This is a genomic window from Paracoccus sp. T5 (assembly GCF_048538155.2).
Taxonomy (GTDB): domain Bacteria; phylum Pseudomonadota; class Alphaproteobacteria; order Rhodobacterales; family Rhodobacteraceae; genus Paracoccus.
This window is the reverse complement of the sequence record NZ_CM135809.1, coordinates 1,753,624-1,776,469: the sequence shown is the minus strand read 5'-3', so window position 1 is coordinate 1,776,469 and position 22,846 is coordinate 1,753,624. Positions and strand designations below refer to the sequence as shown.

At 67.5% G+C, this 22,846-nt stretch carries 19 protein-coding genes; 7 read left to right on the top strand and 12 right to left on the bottom strand.

What is annotated here, in order from left to right; all coding sequences use genetic code 11:
- Positions 1–1,452, bottom strand: coding sequence for a dihydropyrimidinase (hydA, locus tag ACNR9W_RS08750; protein ID WP_419267743.1), 1,452 nt, complete (start codon positions 1,450–1,452; stop codon positions 1–3).
- Positions 1,453–1,549: 97 nt separating this feature from the next.
- Positions 1,550–2,815 carry a Zn-dependent hydrolase gene (locus ACNR9W_RS08745; RefSeq protein WP_419267744.1) on the bottom strand — a complete coding sequence of 422 codons (1,266 nt, stop codon included), beginning with the start codon at positions 2,813–2,815 and terminating at the stop codon, positions 1,550–1,552.
- Positions 2,816–3,060: 245 nt separating this feature from the next.
- Here ACNR9W_RS08745 and ACNR9W_RS08740 point away from each other — a divergent pair, with 245 nt between their 5' ends.
- Positions 3,061–3,678, top strand: a complete 618-nt coding sequence (locus tag ACNR9W_RS08740; RefSeq protein WP_419267745.1) for a TetR family transcriptional regulator C-terminal domain-containing protein — start codon at positions 3,061–3,063, stop codon at positions 3,676–3,678.
- On the opposite strand, the gene ACNR9W_RS08735 is transcribed toward ACNR9W_RS08740, so the two are convergent.
- Together ACNR9W_RS08735 and ACNR9W_RS08730 are read right to left on the bottom strand one after the other, a co-directional pair.
- Positions 3,675–4,262, bottom strand: coding sequence for a TetR/AcrR family transcriptional regulator (locus ACNR9W_RS08735; protein WP_419267746.1), 588 nt, complete (start codon positions 4,260–4,262; stop codon positions 3,675–3,677). The two genes, ACNR9W_RS08740 and ACNR9W_RS08735, sit on opposite strands and share 4 nt — an antisense overlap.
- A 151-nt stretch (positions 4,263–4,413) precedes the next feature.
- Positions 4,414–4,974 carry a YcbK family protein gene (locus ACNR9W_RS08730; protein ID WP_419267747.1) on the bottom strand — a complete coding sequence of 187 codons (561 nt, stop codon included), beginning with the start codon at positions 4,972–4,974 and terminating at the stop codon, positions 4,414–4,416.
- A 448-nt stretch (positions 4,975–5,422) separates the two neighbouring features.
- On the opposite strand from ACNR9W_RS08730, the gene ACNR9W_RS08725 reads away from it, so the two are divergent.
- The 4 genes from ACNR9W_RS08725 to ACNR9W_RS08710 all read left to right on the top strand — a co-directional run bounded on the left by ACNR9W_RS08725 (position 5,423) and on the right by ACNR9W_RS08710 (position 9,690).
- On the top strand, positions 5,423–6,904 hold the full coding sequence (locus ACNR9W_RS08725; RefSeq protein WP_419267748.1) for a L,D-transpeptidase family protein: 1,482 nt from the start codon (positions 5,423–5,425) through the stop codon (positions 6,902–6,904).
- A gap of 93 nt (positions 6,905–6,997) precedes the next feature.
- Positions 6,998–8,098, top strand: coding sequence for a UDP-3-O-(3-hydroxymyristoyl)glucosamine N-acyltransferase (gene lpxD / locus ACNR9W_RS08720; RefSeq protein WP_419267749.1), 1,101 nt, complete (start codon positions 6,998–7,000; stop codon positions 8,096–8,098).
- A gap of 12 nt (positions 8,099–8,110) precedes the next feature.
- Complete coding sequence (locus ACNR9W_RS08715; RefSeq protein WP_419267750.1) at positions 8,111–8,377, top strand: acyl carrier protein; 267 nt, start codon at positions 8,111–8,113, stop codon at positions 8,375–8,377.
- Positions 8,378–8,481: 104 nt separating this feature from the next.
- Positions 8,482–9,690, top strand: coding sequence for a beta-ketoacyl-[acyl-carrier-protein] synthase family protein (locus tag ACNR9W_RS08710; RefSeq protein WP_419267797.1), 1,209 nt, complete (start codon positions 8,482–8,484; stop codon positions 9,688–9,690).
- Positions 9,691–9,742: 52 nt separating this feature from the next.
- On the opposite strand, the gene ACNR9W_RS08705 is transcribed toward ACNR9W_RS08710, so the two are convergent.
- A complete protein-coding gene (locus ACNR9W_RS08705; protein WP_419267751.1) occupies positions 9,743–10,597 on the bottom strand; it encodes an invasion associated locus B family protein in 855 nt (284 codons plus the stop codon).
- 964 nt (positions 10,598–11,561) lie between these two features.
- The gene (locus ACNR9W_RS08700; protein WP_419267752.1) at positions 11,562–11,894 is read right to left on the bottom strand and encodes a DUF6477 family protein; all 333 of its coding nucleotides are present in this window, start codon (positions 11,892–11,894) and stop codon (positions 11,562–11,564) included.
- Positions 11,895–12,110: 216 nt separating this feature from the next.
- Between ACNR9W_RS08700 and ACNR9W_RS08695 the strand changes: the two genes are divergently transcribed.
- Positions 12,111–13,250, top strand: coding sequence for a DUF6456 domain-containing protein (locus ACNR9W_RS08695; protein ID WP_419267753.1), 1,140 nt, complete (start codon positions 12,111–12,113; stop codon positions 13,248–13,250).
- Positions 13,251–13,294: 44 nt separating this feature from the next.
- On the opposite strand, the gene ACNR9W_RS08690 is transcribed toward ACNR9W_RS08695, so the two are convergent.
- Entirely contained in the window at positions 13,295–14,785 is a 1,491-nt protein-coding gene (locus ACNR9W_RS08690; RefSeq protein ID WP_419267754.1) for a catalase, read from the bottom strand.
- Between the two features lie 97 nt (positions 14,786–14,882).
- Between ACNR9W_RS08690 and ACNR9W_RS08685 the strand changes: the two genes are divergently transcribed.
- Positions 14,883–15,797 (top strand): LysR substrate-binding domain-containing protein, encoded by a 915-nt coding sequence (locus ACNR9W_RS08685; RefSeq protein WP_419267755.1) that lies wholly within the window; start codon positions 14,883–14,885, stop codon positions 15,795–15,797.
- Positions 15,798–15,800: 3 nt separating this feature from the next.
- On the opposite strand, the gene ACNR9W_RS08680 is transcribed toward ACNR9W_RS08685, so the two are convergent.
- The 5 genes from ACNR9W_RS08680 to ACNR9W_RS08660 form a co-directional block, all read right to left on the bottom strand.
- Positions 15,801–16,064: a hypothetical protein gene (locus ACNR9W_RS08680; RefSeq protein ID WP_419267756.1), complete on the bottom strand. Its 264-nt coding sequence runs from the start codon at positions 16,062–16,064 to the stop codon at positions 15,801–15,803.
- Positions 16,065–16,340: 276 nt separating this feature from the next.
- Entirely contained in the window at positions 16,341–17,141 is an 801-nt protein-coding gene (locus ACNR9W_RS08675; RefSeq protein WP_419267757.1) for a sugar phosphate isomerase/epimerase family protein, read from the bottom strand.
- A complete protein-coding gene (locus tag ACNR9W_RS08670; RefSeq protein ID WP_419267758.1) occupies positions 17,138–18,370 on the bottom strand; it encodes a DUF6005 family protein in 1,233 nt (410 codons plus the stop codon). The genes ACNR9W_RS08675 and ACNR9W_RS08670 overlap by 4 nt, the downstream gene beginning before the upstream one ends.
- Entirely contained in the window at positions 18,367–21,102 is a 2,736-nt protein-coding gene (locus ACNR9W_RS08665; RefSeq protein WP_419267759.1) for an IucA/IucC family protein, read from the bottom strand. The genes ACNR9W_RS08670 and ACNR9W_RS08665 overlap by 4 nt, the downstream gene beginning before the upstream one ends.
- The gene (locus tag ACNR9W_RS08660; RefSeq protein WP_419267760.1) at positions 21,092–22,774 is read right to left on the bottom strand and encodes an IucA/IucC family protein; all 1,683 of its coding nucleotides are present in this window, start codon (positions 22,772–22,774) and stop codon (positions 21,092–21,094) included. Before ACNR9W_RS08660 ends, ACNR9W_RS08665 begins: the two co-directional genes overlap by 11 nt.
- Positions 22,775–22,846 lie beyond the last annotated feature (72 nt).

The window sequence follows — 22,846 nt, the reverse complement described above, 5'->3', positions numbered from 1 at the left end:
TCAGACCCCGCTTGCCGGAATGCCGCCGCGCTGGACGGGGCGCGGCGCGGTCAGTTCCTTCCAGGCGCTCAGCGCCCGGTTGACGGTGCCGCGCGGCTCGCGCGCGACGAATTCGCCATGCCCTTCGCGGCTGTCGACCTTGCCCTCGGTCACGGCCACCACACCGCGGGTCAGGGTAAAGCGCGGCAGGCCCTTGACCTGCTGGCCCTCGAAGACGTTGTAGTCGATCGCCGATTGCTGGCTGCCCGCGCTGATGGTCTTTTCGGCCTCGGGGTCCCAGACCACCAAGTCGGCATCCGACCCGACCAGCACGGCGCCCTTTTTCGGATACATGCCGAGGATCTTGGCGATGTTGGTCGAGGTCGCGGCCACGAACTCATTGGGCGTCAGCCGCCCCGTGCCGACCCCATGCGTCCATAGCATCGGCATCCGGTCCTCCAGGCCCCCTGTGCCGTTGGGGATCTTGGTGAAGTCGCCGATGCCGGTGCGTTTCTGGTCGGTGGTAAAGGCGCAGTGATCGGTCGCCACCACCGACAGGCTGCCCGACTGCAACCCGGCCCATAGGCTGTCCTGGTGCATCTTGTTGCGGAACGGCGGCGACATCACGCGCCGCGCGGCGTGGTCCCAGTCGGCGTTGAAATATTCGGATTCGTCCAGGGTCAGGTGCTGGATCAGCGGCTCGCCCCAGACGCGCTTGCCCTGGGCGCGCGCGCGCCGGATCGCCTCGTGGCTGTCCTCGCAGCTGACATGGACGACATACAGCGGCACGCCCGCCATGTCGGCCACCATGATCGCGCGGTTCGTGGCCTCGCCCTCGACCTGCGGGGGGCGGGAATAGGCATGCGCCTCGGGGCCGGTGTTGCCCTCGGCCAGCAGCCGCGCCGAGAGTTCCGCCACCACATCGCCGTTCTCGGCATGGACCATGGCGATGCCGCCCAGGTCGCCCACCCGGCGGAACGAGGCGAACAACTCGTCGTCATTCACCATCAACGCGCCCTTGTAGGCCATGAAATGCTTGAAGCTGGTGATGCCGCGATCCACCACCGCCTGCATCTCGTCAAAGACCTGCTGCCCCCACCAGGTTACCGCCATGTGATAGCTGTAGTCGCAATGCGCGCGGCCCGACTTGTTGTCCCACATCTGCAGCGCGTCCAGCAGCCCCTGACCAGGCGAGGGCAGCGCGAAATCCACCACCATCGTCGTCCCGCCCGCCAGCGCCGCCCGCGTGCCGCTCTCGAAGTCATCGGCCGAATAGGTGCCCATGAAGGGCATTTCCAGATGCGTGTGCGGATCGATCCCGCCCGGCATGACATAGCAGCCCGTGGCATCCAGAACCCTGTCGCCCGTCAGCCCCTGACCGATCGCCGTGATCTTGCCATCCTCGATCAGCACATCCGCTGCATAGCTCAGATCCGCCGTGACGATGGTTCCGCCCCTGATGACCGTGCTCATGGCATCCCTCTTCTTCGTTGTGCAAATTCCTTGGGGTCCGGGGTGAAACTCCCGGGCGCCCGTCCGCGTCATGCGGGCATATGGTTCCGTGACCGGCTCAGCGGACGATCTCGGCAGCGTCCAGCACCGCATGCAGCAGCACATCCGCGCCGGCCTTGGCCCATGCCGGGGTGATCGCCTCCGCCTCGTTGTGGCTCAGCCCGCCCTCGCAGGGGCACATGATCATCACGGTCGGCGCGACCTTGGCGATCCAGCAGGCGTCATGGCCCGCGCCAGACACGATATCCATCTGGCTCAGGCCCAGCCTTTCGGCCGCGTTGCGGACCTTGTCGACCAGATCCGGATCGAACGTGACCGGGTCGAAATGCCCCACCGGCTCGATCTCGATGCCCAAACCAAGGCCCCGCGCGATCTCGGCCGCCTCCGCCTCCAGCCTCGAGCGCATCGAGGTCAGCTTTTCCAGATCAGGCGACCTGAAATCGATGCAGAAGACCGCCTTGCCGGGGATCACGTTGCGGCTGTTCGGGAACAGGTTCGCCTGACCCACAGCCCCCACGGCATTCGGCTGATGGTCCATGGCGATACGGTGCACCGCCTCGATGATCCGCGCCATGCCGAGGCCCGCGTTGACCCGCATCTCCATCGGCGTCGATCCGGTATGCGCATCCTTGCCGGTCAGCGTGACCTGCAGCCACCACAACCCCTGGCCATGCGTGACGACGCCGATCTGCTTGCCCTCGGCTTCCAGGATCGGGCCCTGCTCGATGTGGTATTCGAACATCGCGTGGATCCGGCGATCGCCGGGAGCCTCCTCTCCGCGCCAGCCGATCCGGTCCAGCTCGTCGCCAAAGCGCTTGCCCTCCGCATCGGTGCGGCCGTTGGCATAATCCTCGGTCAGTACGCCTGCAAAGACGCCCGAGGCCAGCATCGCCGGGGCAAAGCGCGCGCCCTCTTCGTTCGTCCAGTTCGTCACCACGATGGGTCGCCGCGTCCTGATGCCCAGGTCGCGGATCGAGCGGATGACCTCCAGCCCCGCCAGCACGCCCAAAACCCCGTCGTACTTGCCGCCCGTGGGCTGGGTGTCCAGGTGGCTGCCGACATAGACCGGGTCCAGGTCGGGCTCGGCGCCGTCATGGCGCATGAACATGTTGCCCATCCGGTCGAGGCCCATGGTCATCCCGGCCTCCTCGCACCAGCGCCGGAACAGGGCGCGACCCTCGGCATCGGCATCCGTCAGGGTCTGGCGATTGCAGCCGCCCGCGATGCCGGGGCCGATCTGCGCCATCTCCATCAGGCTGTCCCACAGCCGGTCGCCGTCGACCGTCATGTTCGCAGCCACCATTACGGCGCCGTCGTCGCTCATCCTTCGTCCTTCCTGTCTGGCCTTCCCGTTCTGTCGCAGGATAGGCTTGATGGGTTGCGCCGCATGGCCCGGCCGCTTTGTTCCGGACGGCATCCGGGTCGCGGGCCGATCGTTCTGGCGCATTCTTGACCAAACGGTCAGAATGACGCTAGCACGGGGCGGATGTCAGTCAAGCTTCCTGACAGGGCGGGTGACAAATGGAACGGAACTGCCCAAATTCGGATCAGGCCGCAGCAGGAGGGGCGATGACGGACGCGACGGTGCCCCCGATGACACGTATTCAGCAGAAGAACCGCGACCTGATCCTGCAAAGCGCGCTGGAGGCCTTTTCGGCCAACGGCTTCCGGGGCGCGACGATCGACCAGATCGCGCGGCTGGCCGGGCTCTCCAAGCCGAACGTGCTGTATTATTTCGCCTCCAAGGACGACATCCACAAGACGCTGCTGACCACGCTTCTGGACATGTGGCTGGCCCCCATGCAGCAGATCGACGCCGAGGGGGACCCCCTGACCGAGGTGCTGGGCTATGTGCAGGCCAAGATGCAGATGTCGCGGGACTTTCCCCGGGAAAGCCGCCTTTTCGCCTATGAGATCCTGCAGGGCGCCCCTCACCTTACCCAGATCCTGGGCGGTGGCCTGCGCGAGATCGTCGAGCGTGCGGTGGCCGTGCTGGAAGGTTGGATGGATCAGGGCAAGCTGGCGCGCACCGATCCGCGTCACCTGATCTTTTCCATCTGGGCGATGACGCAGCATTATGCCGATTTCGAGATCCAGGTCCGCGCAGTCCTGGGTCCGGGGCGGGACCCGATCCAGGAAGGCGGCGCCTTTCTGGACGCGCTTTACCGAAAGCTGCTGACGCCCTAGGCGGCCGGCTTGTCCAGCATCTCGGCCGCGGTCAGGATCAGGGCGATGTTCTCGCGCGCGGCGGTGATGAAGTCATCCCGCGTGCCCGCCACCCAGTCCTTGGTTGCGGCATTCGTGGCCGCGATGATCGCGGCGGCCAGGATCTCGATCAGGCGCTCGTCCGAGCCCGGCAGGCGGCGGTGCAGCAGCGCGCGCATCTGCGCCCGGCGCGCCAGCATCGTGCTGTTCAGCAGCGCCTCCAGCTTGGGGTCGCTGCTGCTCAGCGCCAGCATGTGGCCGATCATCTCGCGCTCGTCCAGAAAGCGCATCAGATGCGCCTCGATCAGCGACGACAGATCGTCGATCAGCCGGCCCTTGCCGGCCACGAAGGTATCGGAGGCTTCGGGCGGATAATCCGGGGGCGGACCCATCAGGGCCGCTTCCTTGTAGGGATAATAGTTGAAGAAGGTGCGGGTGCTGATCTCGGCATGCCGCGCAATCGCCTCGGTCGTGACATTGGCCAGTCCGTCACGGACCGCAAGCTCCACCGCCGCGGCCTGGATCTTCTTGGCGGTCTTGAAGCGACGGGATTGGAGAAGGCTCATGCAGGTCCGATCGTGAAAGAATGTTACAAGGACGTAGATGCCTTTTGCGTCACTCGGGCACAAGCCCGGACGGCCTTGGGGCAGAAAGTATAAAACGCCATCCACCGCGAGGCAGAAAGCGTTTTTCGGGCATCAGCCTGTGCGTCGAAGATCAGCTGCCCCAGGAGCGGACCGGACCGCAGTCCATGTGCACGAAGTTGGAACGGCTGTAGCGGCCGACGCCGCCGGCGCGGCAGGCCATAGCCGCCTGGTACATCTGCCCGACGGAGCGCGATTTCAGCCGTAGGTCGGCGGCCTTGCCAGTCATGTGCAGGGAGTTCTGGGCCACACCGCTCGACTGGCGGCGCAGCATCGCGTTGGTGCGCGGCGAGCGATAGCCCGACAGCATCATGTAGGGTTCGTTGGTCTGCAGCAGCCGGGCCGAGGCCGCCGCGACATCAACCGTGCGCGGGTCGATCCCGATCACTTCACCCGTGCGCCAGTCGCGCATGAAAATGTTGATCTCGTTCAAGGATTCGCGAATATACTTGCCGTCCACCCAGTACACGGTGTCAAGGCTTTCGCCGGTCCGTCCGGAATACATCCGGACCCGCCGCATGTCGCCTGCGCCGCGAAGAAACCCGAAGGCATTGGCCATCACCGGAGCCGCCACAACCGAGGTGGCCGCGAAGACACCAAGAATGCCGCGACGGGAGATAAGGTCCATTGTCATGTCAGATCGCCTGTCCTGCTTCGTTTTTTAAAGCCCGCGACGCATCGCGGCATGTCGTGGTTTATCCCCGACTTGTGAACATTATGTCAAAAGACTGTGCGTCAAGAAACAGATTCTGCTGGGTTGCGTTGGAACAACGCCTTTTTCGGCAGCTTTTCGCCGAAATGCCAAGGCTGTGACAAATCGGTTCCGCAGCTGTGGCGCATAGGCAACGAAATAAAATCGGCTGCAGGATCAAGGGGATGTGATGTGGCGGCTGCAGGCGGAATATGGGACAGTGAACGCAGGACTTAATGGGTGGGACATGGCCAAGAGGCGGTCTGGGGTTTTTCTGGCGATTCTACTTGGGGTTGCATCCGTCGGGGCGGCGCTGCCCGTCGGTGCCCAGGATCGTGCCGCATCCTTGGGCGTTGCAGCGGCGCCACGCCTCCATTTCAGTGCGCCGCAGATGGAACTGGCGCGTGCTGTGGCCGACGACCCGGATCTGGCGGCCTTCTACGGCGCCAACGGGCTCAGCCCGCTGTTCTTGGGAAGCGAAAATGCCCCCCGGCGGGCCGCCCTGAAGGCCGCAATCGATTCTATGCCCCGGCACGGGATTCCCTCGGCACGTTATGCGCCGCAGACGCTCTCGGATCGTCCGGCGGCCTTGTCCGATGAAATCGCATATGCCCGGCAGGCGGCAAAGCTGCTGCGCGACCTGACCGGCGGCGTCCTGACCCCGTCCAGTGCCGATCCCGAGATCAAGCGCGAGCCGCATCGCCCCTCGATCCCCGACCTGTTGGCGCGCCTGCAGCAGGCGTCCGACCCGGCGACTGTCTTTGCCGAGGCGGCCCCCCGGCACCCTGGCTATCTGGCCCTGCAGGAGGCCTTGGCCGGGCGTGAGGACCTGGTGGTTCCGGCGGACATGCCGCGCGCGCCGGAGGCATTGTGGCGGGTGGGCATGCAGGGGCAGGGGGTGGTGCCCCTGCGCGCGCGCCTTGAGGAGATCGGTTTCGGCAGTGAGGCTCAGGATCCGACCCTTTATGACATGGCGCTCTCGGGTGCCGTCGCCGCCTATCAGCGGGCGGCCGGGCTTCCCGATGACGGTGTTGCAGGCCCCCGCACCATTGCCATGCTGAACGGCGACGGCCCCTCGGTCGAAGGCGTGCGTCGGCGCGCCATCATCGTTGCGCTGGAGCGGCTGCGCTGGATGGCAGGCGAGGATCTGGAGGCCCGCCATGTCTGGGTGAACATCCCCGAATTCTCCACCACCATCGTCGAGGGCGGACAGGAGGTGTTCCGCACCCGCAGCGTGGTGGGCAAGGACACGTCAGACATGCGCACGCCCGAATTCAGCGAGATGATGTCGAACCTGGTCGTCAATCCCAGCTGGAACGTCCCGCGCTCGATTGCGGTGCGGGACTACCTGCCAAAGCTGCGGGCGGATCGGCATGCCGTCTCTCACCTGGACGTGGTGGACCGGGGCGGGCGCATCCTGTCGCGCGACGGGATCGACTTTTCCCAGTACACGGCCGCCAATTTCCCCTTCCGGCTGCGCCAGAAGCCCAGTGACGACAATGCCCTGGGCGCGGTCAAGTTCATCTTCCCGAACCCTTGGAACATCTATCTTCACGACACGCCGACCAAGCACCTGTTCGGCACTGCCGTCCGCGCCTATTCCAACGGCTGCATCCGCATTGGCGATCCGGTCGACCTGGCCCATGCGCTGCTGTCGCGCCAGACCGACGATCCGGACGGCGTCTATGCCCGGGCCCGCGACAGCGGCCGCGAGACCTGGCTGAAGCTGCGTCCCGCCGTGCCGGTCCACCTGGTCTATTTCACCGCCTGGCCGGACGCCTCGGGCCGGGTGCGGCTGCTGGACGACATCTATGGCCGGGATGCCCGCATCTGGCAGGCGCTGCAGGCGGAAGGTGCGGCTGCGGCAGACTGAGGCTTTGCCCCCTCCTTTGTGACATCAGCTGCGGCCGCTTGGGCTGGAACGACGGGTTCAAACAGGCTAAGTGCCTGTCTGAAAGGGGGCACCATGGCCGTGACGATGGATGAGCTGGCGCGGGCTCTGGAGGCGCGCAGCTGGGGTGACTTGACGATCCGCGTGACGGGTGCCGGAGAACCCGCCAGCGTTGGGCCGGTCGGACCCGAGGGCGGCCGGATCGCACTGGCCATGTCCCCGCGCTATGCCGAGGCGCTGCGCCCCGGCAGCATCGCGATCCTGGCCGAGGGAATGGACCCCGAGGCCTATGCGCTGAAGGCCGCGATCTTTGCGCCCCGCCCCCGGCTGGTGATGGCGGGGCTGACCCGCGCCTTCGATCAAGGACCCGACATCGCGGAAGGCATCCATCCGACGGCCATCGTCGATCCGACGGCCGAACTGGGCGAGGGGGCATCGGTTGGCGCCTTTGCCATCATCGGCGCGGATGTGCGCATCGGGCCGCGCGCCCGGATCGGGTCGCATGTCAGCATCGGCCGCGGCAGCCGGATCGGAGCCGACGCGCTGCTGCATCCCGGCGTCCGGATCGGGCATGACGTCACGGCAGGCGATCGCCTGATCGTGCAGTCGAATGCGGTGATCGGCAGCGACGGCTTTTCCTTTGTCACTCCCGAGGAATCGGGCATCGAGGAAATCCGCCGCACCCTGGGCAGCCGGACCGAGATCAAGGCCCAGCACTGGACACGCATCCATTCGCTTGGCGGGGTCGAACTGGGCGACGATGTCGAGGTCGGCGCGAATTCCACCATCGACCGCGGCACCATCCGCGCCACGCAGGTGGGCTCGGGCACCAAGATCGACAACCTTGCGCATCTGGGCCACAACGTCGTGGTGGGCCGCGACTGCCTGTTGTGCGGCCAGGTCGGCATTGCCGGTTCGTCGCGCGTGGGCGACCGCGTGGTGCTGGCGGGTCAGGTTGGGGTTTCGGACAATATCGAGATCGGCGACGACGTGATCGCGGGCGGTGCGACCAAGATATTTACCCGTGTGCCGGCCGGGCGGGTCATCCTGGGCAATCCGGCGGTCAAGATGGAAACCCAGATGGAAATCCAGAAGGCGATGCGTCGGCTGCCGCGACTCGCGCAACAGCTGTCAAAGCTTCAGGAAACCGTTACACGCCTGTTGGAAAAGGGCTGAACAGGAGGCCACATGACCGACGACATCAGACAGCGTATCCGTGCCATCATCGCCGAACAGGCAATGCTTGATCCGGCAGAGGTGACGGACGACGCCACGCCCCAGCAACTGGGGATCGACAGCCTGGGGCTGGTCGAATCGATCTTTGCGATTGAGGAGGAGTTCGACATCAGCGTTCCCTTCAACGCCAACGAACCCGAAAAGTCCGAGTTCGACATTTCCAACATGGGCACGATCATCGCCGCGGTGGAGCGGCTGGTGGCGGAAAAGGACGGATGAGCAAGACACCTAGGGCCGGCGACGTGCCGGCCGAAGCGCTGGTCGATGCCGGCATCGCGGCGCCTGCGGTTTCCGCCGCCGGCGACCTGTCGGGCCGGGGCGGGCTGCGCCGCGTGGTCATCACCGGGGCGGGCACCATCAACGCCCTTGGCCATGACGTGCCCAGCACGATGGAGGCCTTCCGCGAGGGCCGCTGCGGCATCACCCAGCTGGAGTTCCGCGACGTGGAGCGCCTGTCGATCCAGATCGGCGCGCAGATCCACGACTGGACGCCGGAGACCTACTTCAACCGCCAGCAGATCCTGCTCTACGACAAGTTCACTCAATTCACTCTGCTGGCCGCCAAGCAGGCAGTCGCGGAATCCGGCCTCTATTTCGAAGGCGCGCTTGGCCTGCGGGCGGGCGTCATCCTGGGCACGGCGGGGGGGGGCCTGAACACCTGGGACGAGAATTATCGCGCTGTGTACGAGGAGGGAAAGAACCGCGTGCATCCCTTCGTGGTGCCCAAGCTGATGAACAACGCGGCCGCCAGCCATGTCAGCATGGAGTTTGGCCTGCGCGGCCCGGCCTTCACCGTGGCCACTGCCTGCGCCAGTTCGAACCATGCCATGGGGCTGGCCTTCCAGATGGTGCGTGCGGGTGCGGCCGACGTGATGCTGTCGGGCGGGTCCGAGGCGATGCTGTGCTTTGGCGGCGTCAAGGCATGGGAGGGGCTGCGCGTCATGTCCAAGGACGCCTGCCGCCCCTTCAGTGCCAACCGCAACGGCATGGTGCAGGGCGAGGGCGCAGGCGTCTTTGTCTTTGAGGAATACGAACATGCGCGCGCGCGGGGGGCGCAGATCCTGGCCGAGGTGGTGGGCTTTGCCATGTCATCGGACGCGCAGGACATCGTCATGCCCTCGGCGCAGGGGGCCGAGCGTGCCATCACCGGCGCCATCGTGGATGCCGGCCTGAACCTGGACGAGATCGGCTACATCAACGCCCATGGCACCGGCACGGCGGCGAACGACAAGACCGAATGCGCGGCCGTCGCCCATGCCTTCGGGCATCACGCGGACCGGTTGATGATGTCGTCGACCAAGTCCATGCATGGACATCTGATCGGCGGCACCGGCGCGGTCGAGCTGCTGGCCTGCATCATGGCGCTGCGGGACGGGGTGATCGCCCCCACCATCGGCTATCAGGAGCCGGATCCGGAATGCGGGCTGGACGTGGTGCCGAACGAGGCGCGGGAGGCCCGCGTCGATGCGGTCCTGTCGAACGCCTTTGCTTTTGGCGGGCTGAATGCGGTGATCGCGCTGCGGCGTGCGTGATAATCGCGGATGAAAACCGCGCCTACAGGCGCGGTTTCTAAGATCGGGCAGTTTACTCAGCCGGAGCAGCCTCTTCGGCCTCGGTCCCCGCATCAGCGGCGGGTTCGGGCGCGGGTTCGGCAGCATAGGCGGCCAGTTCGTCGAAGGCGGCCGTGAAGCCGCTCAGCGACATGACCAGGCGCACCGGGTTCTTGGGATCGCCGCCGAAGGGCAGCAACTGGACGGCCGCTTCGCGGCCCCGCTTCAGGCCGTTCAGCTCGGCATCGGTGAATCCCAGACGCGAGACGCAGCCGACCGGCGCGCAGAAGCTGAAGGGATAGCCGCGCATCTCGCCGCCGTTCACCTGGAAGCCCAGCCCCTCGATCAGGTCGGTTTCCAGCGGTGCGACCAGCGTGGCGCCGGCTGCGACATTGCCGTTCGACAGTGGGATCAGGGTCAGTTCCGCGACCGCGTTGTCATCCTCGTCCGTCAGCAGCTTGTACATCTCGCAAGGGTCCTTGCCCTCGCCCGCGCGGATGCAGCGGATGGTCCAGTCGCCGTGTTCCGACTTGGGGTAGTAAGACCCCGGACGTTCGGCATCGGCCGTGGCCGCATCCGAGGGGGCTGCATCGGCAGCGGCCGCATCGGGAGCTGGCGCGTCATCCGCCGTTCCGGCGGGGGTGTCCGCAGGTTCGGCAGGCGTTGCAGCTTCGGTGCCCGCTGCCGGTGCGGCAGGTGCGGCGTCCGTGCCGGCCGCAGGAGCCGCTTCGGGTGCTGCCGGGGCATCGGCGCCCGCAGGGGCAGCCTCGGCCGGCTGTTCGGCAGCGGGGGTTTCAGCCGGGGCTGCGGGGACAGTGTCCTGGGCGAATGCCGGACCGGCAACCAGGGCAAGGGCCGCCAGCAGCGCGTGCGAAGGTTTCAAAGACATCGTGGTTTCTTCCCTTTGCTCAAAGCATTGGCGGGGATCTAGCACGGCGCGCGTCCCTTGTCAGGCCCGACGCGGCGCAGGCGCCTTCACCATGGCTTGACCCGTCCGGCTCTGGAGGCGGATTGCGCAAGGAACCGCCCAACCCCCCCGAAATAGAAAAGGCCGCAGCTTTCGCCACGGCCCCGGGCGCATTGCGCCTTCTCCCTGCCGGACTGGCCGGTCATCATTGGGTTGCACGCTAGTCGCGTCGTCGTGATCCGTCAACTGTCCGCGCACCGGGCCGACATCACAAAAAAGCCGCGCCCGGGGGCGCGGCAGTCCAACAGGGAGGAGAATCCGGATCAAGGATGCGACCCGGGCAGGATCAACTTGTCAGAAAGAGGTTAAGATTTTCTTCTCGTTGCGCACGTTGCAGGACAAGTGCGCGTCTCGGCGATTGTGGCCAAAGGCGGCATTCTCGTGGTCCGCGCGGGTGGGGAGCATGCCGCCGCAATCGGCGGCTGCTGCGCTAGCGCCATTGACCGCCGCCCGATCGGGCCGGAGCGGGAAGACGGCAGACGCTGCTCATAGGCATACGTTTCTGGCCTCCACGATGAATACGGCGGGCGACTTCGCCGGCATCGACCAAGTTTGCCCGTTTGCCACCGATGTTTTTCCGGATCCCCCGGGAGGCAACCTAGCCAAAACATCCGAACGAAGCCTGCCGATCTGACCCTCTGCTTTGGTCGGGCCTACCCGTTCCCAACGCAGAGGGGATGATGAACATCGGGGTGCAGCAGGCCGAAGGTGAGGGGCTGCTGCTACTAAATTGGGGGGCGGGTCTCCCTGTTCAGGAGGGCGCTTCGATGGAACAAAGTGCGGAGGATGCGCTGCTTCATGCCCGGAAACTGGGAAGCGGGAACTCCGACCAGGCAGGCCCCGGTCCGGGACGTCCCTAAGCCGCTTGCGGGCCAAGCGCCGGTGATCATTCCGCGGCGATCATCGGCTGCGGCGCGGCGGCGACGGCAGCCCGCATCTCGGCCAGGATCGCGATCATCAGCATGACATGGCGCTGAAGATTGTATTCTGCCGCACGACTGACGCGCTGGTCGTTCAAGATCTCCTCCTCTGCGCGCAGTCGCGACAGGGCCGCACCCGGCACAGGGCAGCGGTCGGCGCGCAGCAGGCGCACCAGGTCGCGTTCACGTTTCCAGCTGCGCTGACCTTCGCGGGCGGCGCGGATCAGGGTGCCGGGGCGGCGCAGCCCGTGGCTGGCAGGGCGCGGGCGGAAGATGATGACATTCGAGGATGCGGTCATGGGTCAGGTCCTTAGGTCAGCGACATGACCAACTTCACACAACCTCAACATGTGTTGCCCAAACCCTGCGGACAGCGTGCGCAGCAGCAATATTTCTTTAGGAATTGTTAGGGAATGTTGCGGCTATGTGCAGAAACATTCTGTTAACCACAGAACAAACATCAACCCAGGGTGGTCATCTGCCGGACTGCTCCAGGACGACAAGGGACCTTACCCATGACAATTTTGGCCGGTGACTTCGCTTTCGACTCTGGCGTGGCGGAACACCGTTCCCAAGGGCAGACATCAGCCGCTGCCCGGGACGATCTGACCGAGGACGCGCAGCTGTATCTGCGGCATGTCGAGCAGGGACAGTCGATCCGGGCCCTGGCGCGCGAGGCGGGGTGCCATGCCTCGACCATCCTGCGGCGCATCCGGCGCTTTGAGGCGCGTCGCGATGATCCGCTGGTGGACGGTGCCCTGTCGCCCCGGCCGGGCCCTGCCGCGCCACTGGACGATCGCGCCGCGCTGCGGGTGCTGCGCCGCTTGGCCGAGCCGGGGGCCGTCATGGCTTCGGCACCGGGGATGGACAAGGCGATCGTGACCCGCGATGACATCCGTACCGCCGTCCTGGACCGTGCCCTGGCCGAGATGATGGCGCTGAAGGGCTGGGTCGTGCAGTCGCGCCAGTCCGGGCGCCTGCAGCGATACGTGATCGCGCCGGGCGGGCGCGAGGCGCTTCGTGACATGCTGCGTTCGCCGCAGCAGCGCAGCGCCTTGCTGGGCAGCTACTCTTTTGCCGATGCGGAACGCGTGCAGGCGGAAGAGCCTGCCGGCATGGCCGAGGCACCGGCAACCTTCGATCATGCCGACCGGCACCGGGTCTGGGAAAAGCGCGTCATCGAGGACCCCGAGGACGGCCGCAGGCGCCACGCGCGCGTCAATATCGCCGAAAGCCCGTTGCTGATCCTGGCGCGGCGCCGCGATCACCTGGGACAGGCCTTCCTGACGCCCGGCATGGTCGCGGCCGGCGAGCGCCTGCGCGAGGATTTCGAACTGGCCCAGATGGGGCCGCGGATCACGCAGAACTGGGACGGGTTCATGACCTCGGGGATCGACGTGTCGCGGGGCGGATCGGGCTATCGCGGCGGATCGGAATCCGCGCGCGACCGGGTGGCCGTGGCCCTGCGCGACCTGGGGCCGGGCATGGGGGACATCGTTTTGCGCGTCTGCTGCTTTCTGGAGGGGATCGAGCTGACCGAGCGTCGCTTGGGATGGTCCGCGCGGTCGGGTAAGATCGTGTTGCGCCTGGCCCTGATGCGGCTGGAGCGCCACTATGCCGAAACCTACGGCAAGGGCATGCCGCTGATCGGCTGATGTGGAAAAGGGGCGCCCGGCTAGGCGCCCCCTTTCTGGTCCTGTCACTCGGCGGCGTGCTGGTGCTTGTGCGCCAGTTCGGCTCGGGCGGCGCGGATGCCTGCGCCATAGGCCGGGCTGATGCGGTCAAAATGCTCCAGCGCACGCTGGACCATGGCCTCCTCCGCACCTTCCATGGCAGCGGCCAGGTTCTTGTAGAGACGCCCGTGCTCATCCTCGGTCAGGACCGTGTCGTGCAATGCGCGAGGCTGGGCATAGTCGTCCAGCTGCTGCTGGTGCGCGTGGCGCCCGGCTTCGCCCGAAATCCGCAGCGGCGGCTCGGCGAAAGTGGGGTCCTCGACCGCCCCGCCAAAGCTGTTCGGCTCGTAATAGGCGTCGGGGTTGCCGGCGCGATGCCCGAAGAAGTTCATCTGGCCGTCCTTGTGGTAATGGTGAACCGGGCATTTCGGCGCGTTGACGGGCAGATGCTCGTAATGCGTGCCAAGGCGATAGCGGTGGGCATCGGCATAGCTGAAGACGCGCGCCTGCAGCATCTTGTCGGGCGAATAGCCTATGCCGCGCACCTTGTTCGAGGGGCTGAAGGCCGCCTGCTCGATCTGCGCGAAATAGTTGTCGGCATTCCGGTTCAGCTCGAACTCGCCCACCTCGATCAGCGGATAGTCCCCGTGCGGCCAGACCTTGGTCAGGTCGAACGGGTCATAGGGCGTCCGTTCGGCGTCCATCTCGGGCATGACCTGGACGAACATCTTCCAGCGCGGGAACTGGCCGGTCTCGATCTTGCCGAACAGCGCCTCCTGATAGCCCTCGCGCGTGTGGCCGATGATCTCGGCGGCCTCGCCATTGGTGTAGAAACGGTGGCCCTGCTGGGTCTTGAAGTGGAACTTGACCCAGAACCGCGCGCCGTCCTTGTTCCAGAAGGAATAGGTGTGGCTGCCATAGCCGTTCATGAAGGTCGGGTCCTGCGGCAGTCCACGATCCGACATCAGGATGGTGACCTGGTGCAGCGATTCGGGGTGCTGGCCCCAGAAATCCCACATGGCCGTCGCGCTGCGCAGGTTGGTGCGCGGGTGGCGCTTTTGCGTGTGGATGAAGTCGGGAAACTTCAGTGGGTCGCGGACAAAGAAGACGGGCGTGTTGTTGCCCACCACGTCCCAGTTGCCCTCGTCGGTATAGAACTTCAGCGCAAAGCCCCGCACGTCGCGTTCGTGGTCTGCGGCACCGTTTTCTCCCGCCACGGTGGAAAAGCGGGCCAGCATCTCGGTGGTCTTGCCGACCTCTGAAAAGATCGAGGCGCAGCTGAACTGCGTGATGTCGTTCGTCACGGTGAAAGTGCCGAAGGCGCCCCAGCCCTTGGCATGGACGACACGCTCGGGGATCCGCTCCCGGTTCTGGTGCGCCAGCTTTTCAAGCAGCTGGTAATCCTGCATCAGCAGCGGGCCGCGCGGGCCCGCAGTCTCGCTGTTCTGGTTCGAGGCGATGGGGGCGCCTGCGGTGGTGGTCATCCGCGGGCGGCCGGACGGGGGGTGCTGGCTCATGATGTTGTCCCTTGCTTCGGTTTTGCCGATTGCAAGATGAAGCCCCCGCAGGATAATTTGAAATTGTAAGTTCTGCTGAAGAAGATCAGGACCGCTTATGAACATCGCCTTGCGCCACCTGCGCTATTTCCTGGCTCTGGCCCAGCACGGCAGCTTCACCCGGGCCGCCGATGCGATCCATGTGACCCAGCCGGCCCTGTCGATGCAGATCCGCGCGCTGGAGGAGATCGTCGGCGCGCGGCTGGTGGAACGCACGCCCGCAGGTGTCGTGCTGACGCCGCAAGGCCGGGCGCTGCAAGGCCATGCCCTGCGGGTGCTGGCCGCCATGACGGACCTGGAACAGGCGCTGCGCCAGCCGGGGCAGGGTGGACGGCTGATGCTGGGAATGATCCCCACCGTCGCGCCCTATCTGCTGCCCGAGGCGCTGCCCGTCCTGCGCGGGCGCCAGATAGGCCAGGACCTGCACCTGCGCGAGGCGCAGACCGATCAGCTGTTGGAGGAGCTGGCAGGCGGGCGCCTGGACGCGATCGTGGTGGCAACGCCGCCGCCGGACGCTTCGGTCGAGGCCGTGGCGCTCTTCACCGATTCCTTCCTGCTGGCGGGCAGCACCGAGCGCATCGCCGCTCTGGATGCCGGAGCGATCCAGCCTCGGTCGCTGGATCCTGGCCAGCTGCTTCTGCTGGACGAAGGGCATTGCCTGGGCGATCAGGCGCTGGAGGTTTGCGGGCTGGGCCGCCGCAGCAGTCGCCTGGACCTGGGCGCGGCCTCGCTGGCCACGCTGTGCCGTCTGGCGGCGCAGGACATGGGTCTGACCTTCCTGCCCCAGATCGCCCGGCGGCAGGAACTGGCGGCCGCACCCGGTCTGGCCGCCATCCCGTTTCCAAAGCCGCAGCCGGCGCGGCAGGTGATGCTGATGCGCCGGGCCACGACCTCTGGCGACGGGTGGTTCGACGAACTGGCGCAGGTCCTGTCCGCTGCAGCCGCGCCCCTTCTGGCCGATGACCCGGCCTGAGCCTCAGCTGCCCGAGACAAACTTGTTGAAGCGGCTGGTGCCGCCATCCGCGGTCTTGTCCTGATAAAGGAAGTCCAGGTCGTTCTCATCAAAGATCTGGAAGAACTCGTCCCATTCGATCTGGGTCAGCGAATCCTCGGGCTCTCCAAAGTCGATGCGCAGGATGCCGCCCTTGCCGCCGGTATCGACCTTGGCGGGGTGCCCGTCACGGGCCTCGGCCCATTTGCGGATCGTGTCATGGTCGCGGGTGGTGTGGGATTGGGTCATGGTGGTCTCCTTTCCCGGTCCGAACACGGCCCACCCCGCCCTTGTTCCCGGCGGTCAGCTTTGCAGCTCTTCGGGGCTGTAGCACAGCCCACGCCTCGGCCGCTCTGTCGCCGCCCGCTACCGTGCCAGTGCAGATTGCGGAACCTTCATCATCAGCAACCTTGCACGCCCTGTCACAGCTTGGCTGGAGTGCCCCTGCAGGGCAACGACAGCAGCGTCCCCGGTCGCCCAGCAGGCCCGCGTCCAAAACCCACGCCCGCCAGCACACCGACCCTTTCAGGCGGCCTCGGTCATGCCCAGTTCCCGCACCCGGCGCAGATCGGCGATCATCGTGGCGGCAGGCTTGGGCCCGAACCACTCCAGCGACCCCTCCGCTATGCATGGAAACCCTCGCAGGATGCGGCGATAGTCCAATGCGCCGTCGAAAAGCCCGCACATCCCGCCCCGATGGCCGCACGGGTCGTGGACATTGCCGGGGTGGAACACCTCCAGCCGGTCGCGGGACGTCACCGACTTCAGGTGATAGTGCAGGATATGAGGGGCCAACAGGGCCTGCGCCTCCAGCGGCTCGGCACCGCCTTCCCAGACATGCAGCACGTCGAAATTAATGCCCACCGCCGGATGATCCAGCCCGTCCAGCAGGGCCAGCGTGGCCGGCAGGCTGTCGGCCAGCGTGTCGGGATGCGTCTCGACCGCGATGCGCAGGCCGGCATCGCCGGCCATGTCCGCCACCAGCCGCAGGTCGCGCAGGATGGCGGCGCGAGCCCCCGCATCAGCCCGGTCCCAGCCCAGCCCACCCGCGAACAGGCGCAGCTTGGGGGCGCTCCAGCCCACGGTAAGGTCGACCAGCGCCTGTGCCTCGGATCGGCTGAAATCGCCCGTGCCAAGCGGCAGGTAGCCTGCCAGCATCGGCACGCGCGGGCGCAGGGCCAGCGCCCGCCAGTCGTCCCTCATCGCGCGGGCATGGGGGGCCCAGATCTCCAGCCCGTCAAAGCCTTCGCGCGTGACATATCGGGCCAGGTCGGCGGCGGTGACCTCCAGGTGGCGGAAGGCCACCGAACAGGCGTGGATCCTCATGCCCCGGCCTCCTGCCAGCGGTGGAACCAGGCGGCGACGGTGGCCTTGATGCCACGCTCCAGGTCGGCCAGCGCGTCCAGATCGGACAGGGCGCGCGCCAGGTCGTGGGCATCGCCGCCCCGGGCAAAGGCCACCGCCCGCAGGTGCACCGCGTTCAGGCCGGATGTCAGGGCCGCGATGCGGTCGCAGCAGTCCTCGAAAGCCTCCGCATCCGCCCCTTCGATATCCCCAAAGACCGCCAGCGCGTGTTCATAGGCGTATTTGCGGATGGCAATGACCGGCAACTCGCGCAGCGCGACCTCCAGATCGGCCCGTGGCAGGTCACCCCCGTGCGCGTGCAGGATACGGCGCAGCGCGTCGATCAGCGGCGTAGCTTGCGCGTCGAAGGTCGCGCAATGCATGGCGGCAATATCTGTGCGCGTGGCGGGATGCGCATCCGCCGTGTCAAAGGCAAAGCCGCCCGCGACCGTATCCCGCAGAAATGCCGCACGCAGGTCGCGGGCCGGCAGCGCGCCCTCCCACCGGAAGTCAGGGTCGCGCATCAGCCAGCGGTCGGGGTCATCCGTGGGCTGGATCAGCGCGTAATGCGGGAAAGGGTCCTGGGCGAACTTGTTGTCCCGCTGCGGCAGCAGGAACATGTCGATCATCGGCATCACGTAGCGGCCGGGCCGCCATTCCGCCAGCAGCCGATGCAGCCGGTCGAGGTTGTCGGACTTGGACGCGGCCGGATCGTACCAGCGCGTCACGGTCAGCCCGAACAGGCGCTGCGCCCAGTGCCGGTAGAAGTCGTGGTCGATGGCTTCGGCGTGATAGGACAGCCGCATCCGGTCGTCGACGACGACCTCGCCGTCCCAGAGGCCCAGATACGTCGGCCGGTGGTCGATGCCGCCGCGATCCTTCAGGCCCTGGCAGATGCAGCTGACGACGCAATGGACCTTGATGTCCAGGGGCTCGTCCAAGGCAGGCGTGGCCCCGGCCAGGGCCTGGGCCAGGGCGCCGACGGTCAGGCCGGGGGCGCGGTCGAAGGTGTCCTCGGCCATCTCGATCCCCTGTTCGTCCAGATGCAGCATCAGCGTCATCAGACCCACGGAATCGAGGCCCAGGTCGTGACCAAGCCGTGCCTGCGGACCAAACGCCTCCATGCGCGGGCAGGCCATGGGTCCCGCCAGGATCTGGCGGATCGCGGCCAGGATGGCCTCGGGCGAGGCGATGGGGCGGGGATCGGTCATGGCGCAACCTCCAGCAGCGTATCAGCCAGGTCGCGCCGCGCGATCTTGCCGTTGGCGCCACGGGGCAGGGCGGCCAGCCGGATCAGGCGCGCAGGCCGCTGGCGCGGCGACAGCACGCCGGCCAGATGCACGTCCAGGGCTGCCTCGGACAGGTCGCCCACATAGGCCAGCGCGGGGCGCTGCGTGGCCGCAGGGTCGGGAATGGCAAAGGCCACGGCGTCGTGGATGCCGGGCAGGGCCATGGCGGCTGCCTCGATCTGGGCGGGATAGACGTTCAGGCCCGCGACATCGATCACCTCGGCGGCGCGTCCGGCAAAGATCAGGTGGCCGCGCGGGTCGATCACGCCCAGATCGCCGGTCTGGATCTCGGCCCCCGCATCCTGCACCACGACCGGCCCCGGCGCGGCGCTGCCTGCGGTCAGCCGCACATGAGGCAGCGGCGCACCCATGTCGTCGGGCGTGCGGGGGTCTGCGGCGATGGCCAGGCAGCCGGCCTCGGAACAGCCGTATTGCTGGAACATGTGCCGGCTGGCGTCCCGGATCGCATCGAACCAGGGCTGCGGCAGCACGGTCCCCGACGACATCACCGCATGCATCCCAACCGGCCCCGCCAGGCGCGCCAGCACATGCAAAAGCGGCGGCGCCGCATAGAGCAGCGGGTCACGGACCTCGGCCAGCTGGCGCAGGATCGCGCGGGGGTTGGCGCTGTCCAGGACCACCGGCACATGGCCGCGCGCCTGCCCCACCAGCACGCCGGCGATCAGGCCATAGGAATGGGTGATCGGCGCGGCGATGACCGGGGTCATGTCCTGCGCCTCGGGGAAGGCGCGGATATAGGCGTCGATCTCGATCTGGATGGCGGTCCAGCTGCGGGCGACGACCTTGGGCGCGCCGGTGGTGCCCGAACTCATCTGGATCAGCACGCCTCCGAGGCGGGGCAGGTCCACGCGGCCCAGCTCCTCCAGCCCGCCGTCGTGGGCCAGGCGGTCGCAGCCGGCCCGTTGCGCCAGATCGCGCGCCTGCTGGGCGGGCGTTTCGGGGTGGATCGGATAGCAGGAGGCGCCGGCCGCCCTCAGGCGCAGGATCTGTGCCAGGCAGGCGGCGCGGTCGCTGAGGTGCAGGGCCACGCGGCTCCTGTCGGGATCGCGGTCGGCCAGCAGGTCGGGCAGGTCCAGTGCCCATGGGTCGACAAGGCGGTCGTTCAGGCGGAAAAGATCGGGCATGGGGTCGGGGGTCCTCAGGGGGTTGGGGGCCGGGTGGCTGCCCGCGCGGCCTAGCAGGCCGGCGGCGAGGCTTTCGGCCGGATAGGTGGGCGCGTCGCTGTGCAGGCCGGGCACGGGCGGAAAGGCGGCGCGCGCCATGGCCCAGAAGGCGGGTTCGGGCAGCAGGTGACGGCGGTGCAGCAGGTCGGCCAGATCCGACAGGACATGCGTGACCAGGCAATCCATGACCAGGTCGCGCAGATCGGTCGCATCGGCCATGCGGTGATATGTGCCGTCGGGGGCGGCGTCATAGCCGGGCTCGATCCTGTTCAGGTCCGGGCGCAGGTCGGGGCGGGCCAGGCGGTCCTGCACATATTCCAGGCTTTCGCTGAAATCTCGGGCGATCAGCCCTGTGGGCCAGCCGTCCTGGTGCCGGATCAGCAGGTTCTGGCCATGCGCCTCCAGCGCGATGCCATGATGGGTCATCAGGTGCCAGACGGGCCGCAGCACCGCCAGCAGCTGCGCCACCCAAGGGCGCGTGCCGTGCCGGGCCAGCCAGGGGGCGATCAGCGGTGCCCCGTCGGGCTCGGTCAGGGTCAGGGCGGACAGGGGGACCGCGTCCTGCGGCGGGGCGGTGCGGCGGATCGCGGCCAGGCGACCGCCCAGTTCCGCCCGTCCGACAATGACCGCGCCATGTTCGCGCAGGATCGTCAGGCCCGCCAGCGCGGGGTCCGCGGCCACCACCTGCGCCAGCCAGTCCGAGATCGCCGGCGCCACCGCCACCGACCAGGGCACCAGATCGCGGACCGAGCTGGTCACGCCGACGCCCAGCGACAGCTTGAGGTGGTCGCCCCCGTCCAGGGGTGCCAGCGTGCGGAGGGACGACGTCGCCTGCATCGCCGGCCCGCGATGATCCAGGAGACGCAACCGCCCGGCGGCCAGCCAGGCGCGGATGATGGGGTCGGCCTGCAGCTGGCGCCACTGCCAGGGATGGACCGGAACCGCGCCGTCAGGGGCAAAGCCCGCGGCCGGGTCGGTGCCGGTCCGCGTGACCAGATCCGGAGTCACCGCCAGCCACAGCGGCGCGATGGGCGCGGCAGCCTCGGGTCCGTAGGCTGCGTTGTCGGCATCGTCAAAGCCGATGCGGGACTTGAAGCCCGGATGATAGGGATGCCCCTCGATCAGCGCGGCCTCCAGCGCCAGCCCCTGCAAATGCAGGCGCCCGGGCGGGACCGGACCGGCCGCGCGCAGGAAATGCGCGCTGCGCCGGATGGCGCGCAGCAGGATCTGCGGGTCGTGCCCGGCATCCGTCAGGCCGCGGCCGAGCGCGCCAAGGGTGACGGGATGGCCAGCGTCATCCACGGGCGGGGCCGACAGCCGGACCCGGCCCGTCGCCTGCAGGCGATGGGGCGCGCGGATGGTCAGGCCGCCGGTGATCCAGCCACCCCGGATCGGGTTCAGGATGCCCTCGAAGGCCAGCGCCTCGATGGCCTGCCGCAGGCAGCGGCTTTCGGGGGTCTCAGGCGACATCGGCCAGCGCCCGTGCAGCCGCATGAGCCGGCAGGGGGTTCGGCACGCGGATCATCGGCGCGCGTTCACCGGGGATCAGCAGCTCGTCCACGCCACCCAGTTGCGTCAGCAGGTTGCCCTTGGCCGGCAGATGCGGGTCCGTCAGCCAGCGCCGCGCCAGGGCGCCGCCATGGCCCGGCAGCCTGCCAAGCATGCCCAGATGGGAGGCCAGCCGCGCCAGGCCGTGACCCTCGGGCAGCAAGCCGTCCAGCGCCAGGCGATGAATGACCGAAAAGACCTGGTTCACGATCAAGGTATATGCCAGCGCATCCTCACATTCGGCGCGGGGATAGACCAGCTGCGGAATGGCGCAAAGGTCGGTATCGGCCATGTCCTCGGCGACATAGAAGCCCTGGTTGTCGCGGATGTCGCAGCGGCAGGGCAGGCCGCGCGACAGGTCCAGAAGGGCATTCTGCTGATGCGCCTCGACCGCGATGCCGGTGGCATCGTAAAGCCGCAGCAGCGGCGCCACGGCGCAGTCCAGATAGGCGTCCAGCCACAGGGCGGGATCGTGTCCCGCGACCACCTGCGACAGGATCGAGGCGCGGCCCGGCAGCGGTTCGGCGACCAGCCCGGCCACCTGCATCACCTTGCCGCCACGCGCGCCGCGCCAGGGGTTCTGGCGCAGGATCAGCTCCAACCCGCTTTCGGCACGACCGGGCAGGCGCAGCGTCATCCAGTGCGGGTCCGCGACGATCCTCAGCGGGCCGAAGCGGCCGTTCAGCGCGCCCAGACGCCGCGCCATGGCGGCCCCGGCCAGCAGCTCATGGCGCTTGTTCACGCGCTGCGAATTCGTCACCGTGACCGGCAGAGAGACCTTGACCTGCCAGGGGCTGTCGCCGCGCCAGAGGGTCCTGACCGAGGAGGTCGCCCACCAGCCCGGGCCTGTGGGTCCCAGATCCAGAATGTCGCCCGACGTGACCAACGCGGCGATCTGCGGGTCGCGTCGGGCGCGGTCCCAGGTCAGCGGATGCGCGGGCAGGATCACCCGGCCCGGTGCGGTCCCGAGGTCCATTCCCGGAAGGTCGCGGACGAGGTCCGGGTCCGTGCCCTCGACCAGGTCGGCGCGGACCGACAGCGCGTGCAGGCGCAGGGCGCCGCGCCAGTCCGGGGTCATCGCGCGTTCCTCGGGCAGGGTCATGCCCGACAGCGCCTTGGGGCAGGGATGCATCCAATGGCCAAAGATCAGCGCCTGTTCGGCGGTCAGGTAATCCGGCGCGGCGTCGGGAACCGACAACCGGTGGGCGGCCAGTTCGGCAATGCGCTGACGGCTGGCGCGCACCCGGCGGGCCAAGGCCTCGCCAAGGGTCCCATGATCGCGCGTGATGCGGTCCAGGATCAGCGCCAGGGCCACAGATGCGTCGATGGTATGGGCACCATCCGCCGCGTGGCGGATCAGCTGCCGCAGCCGGGCCTGGCCGGTCTGCATCGGCTGTCTGCTGCGCGGCTCGATCCATCCGCCGGCGACGGGGATCAGGTCGCGGCCGCCGCCCAGCTCCAGCCGGTCGCAGGCCAGAAGGGCACGCAGGCTGGCCAGATCCGCAATGCGGTCCGGGTCGCCGCGATCGAGGGGATCGGCGATTTCGGCAAGGTCGGGCAGGGTCATCAGCGCCTCGGGTCGTGGCGGCCGCAAGGGCCGGTTGGGACAGAGAGAGGCTGGCTGATGCTGGCAGTGCAGGCATATTAATCTTTAGTATTTACGTCA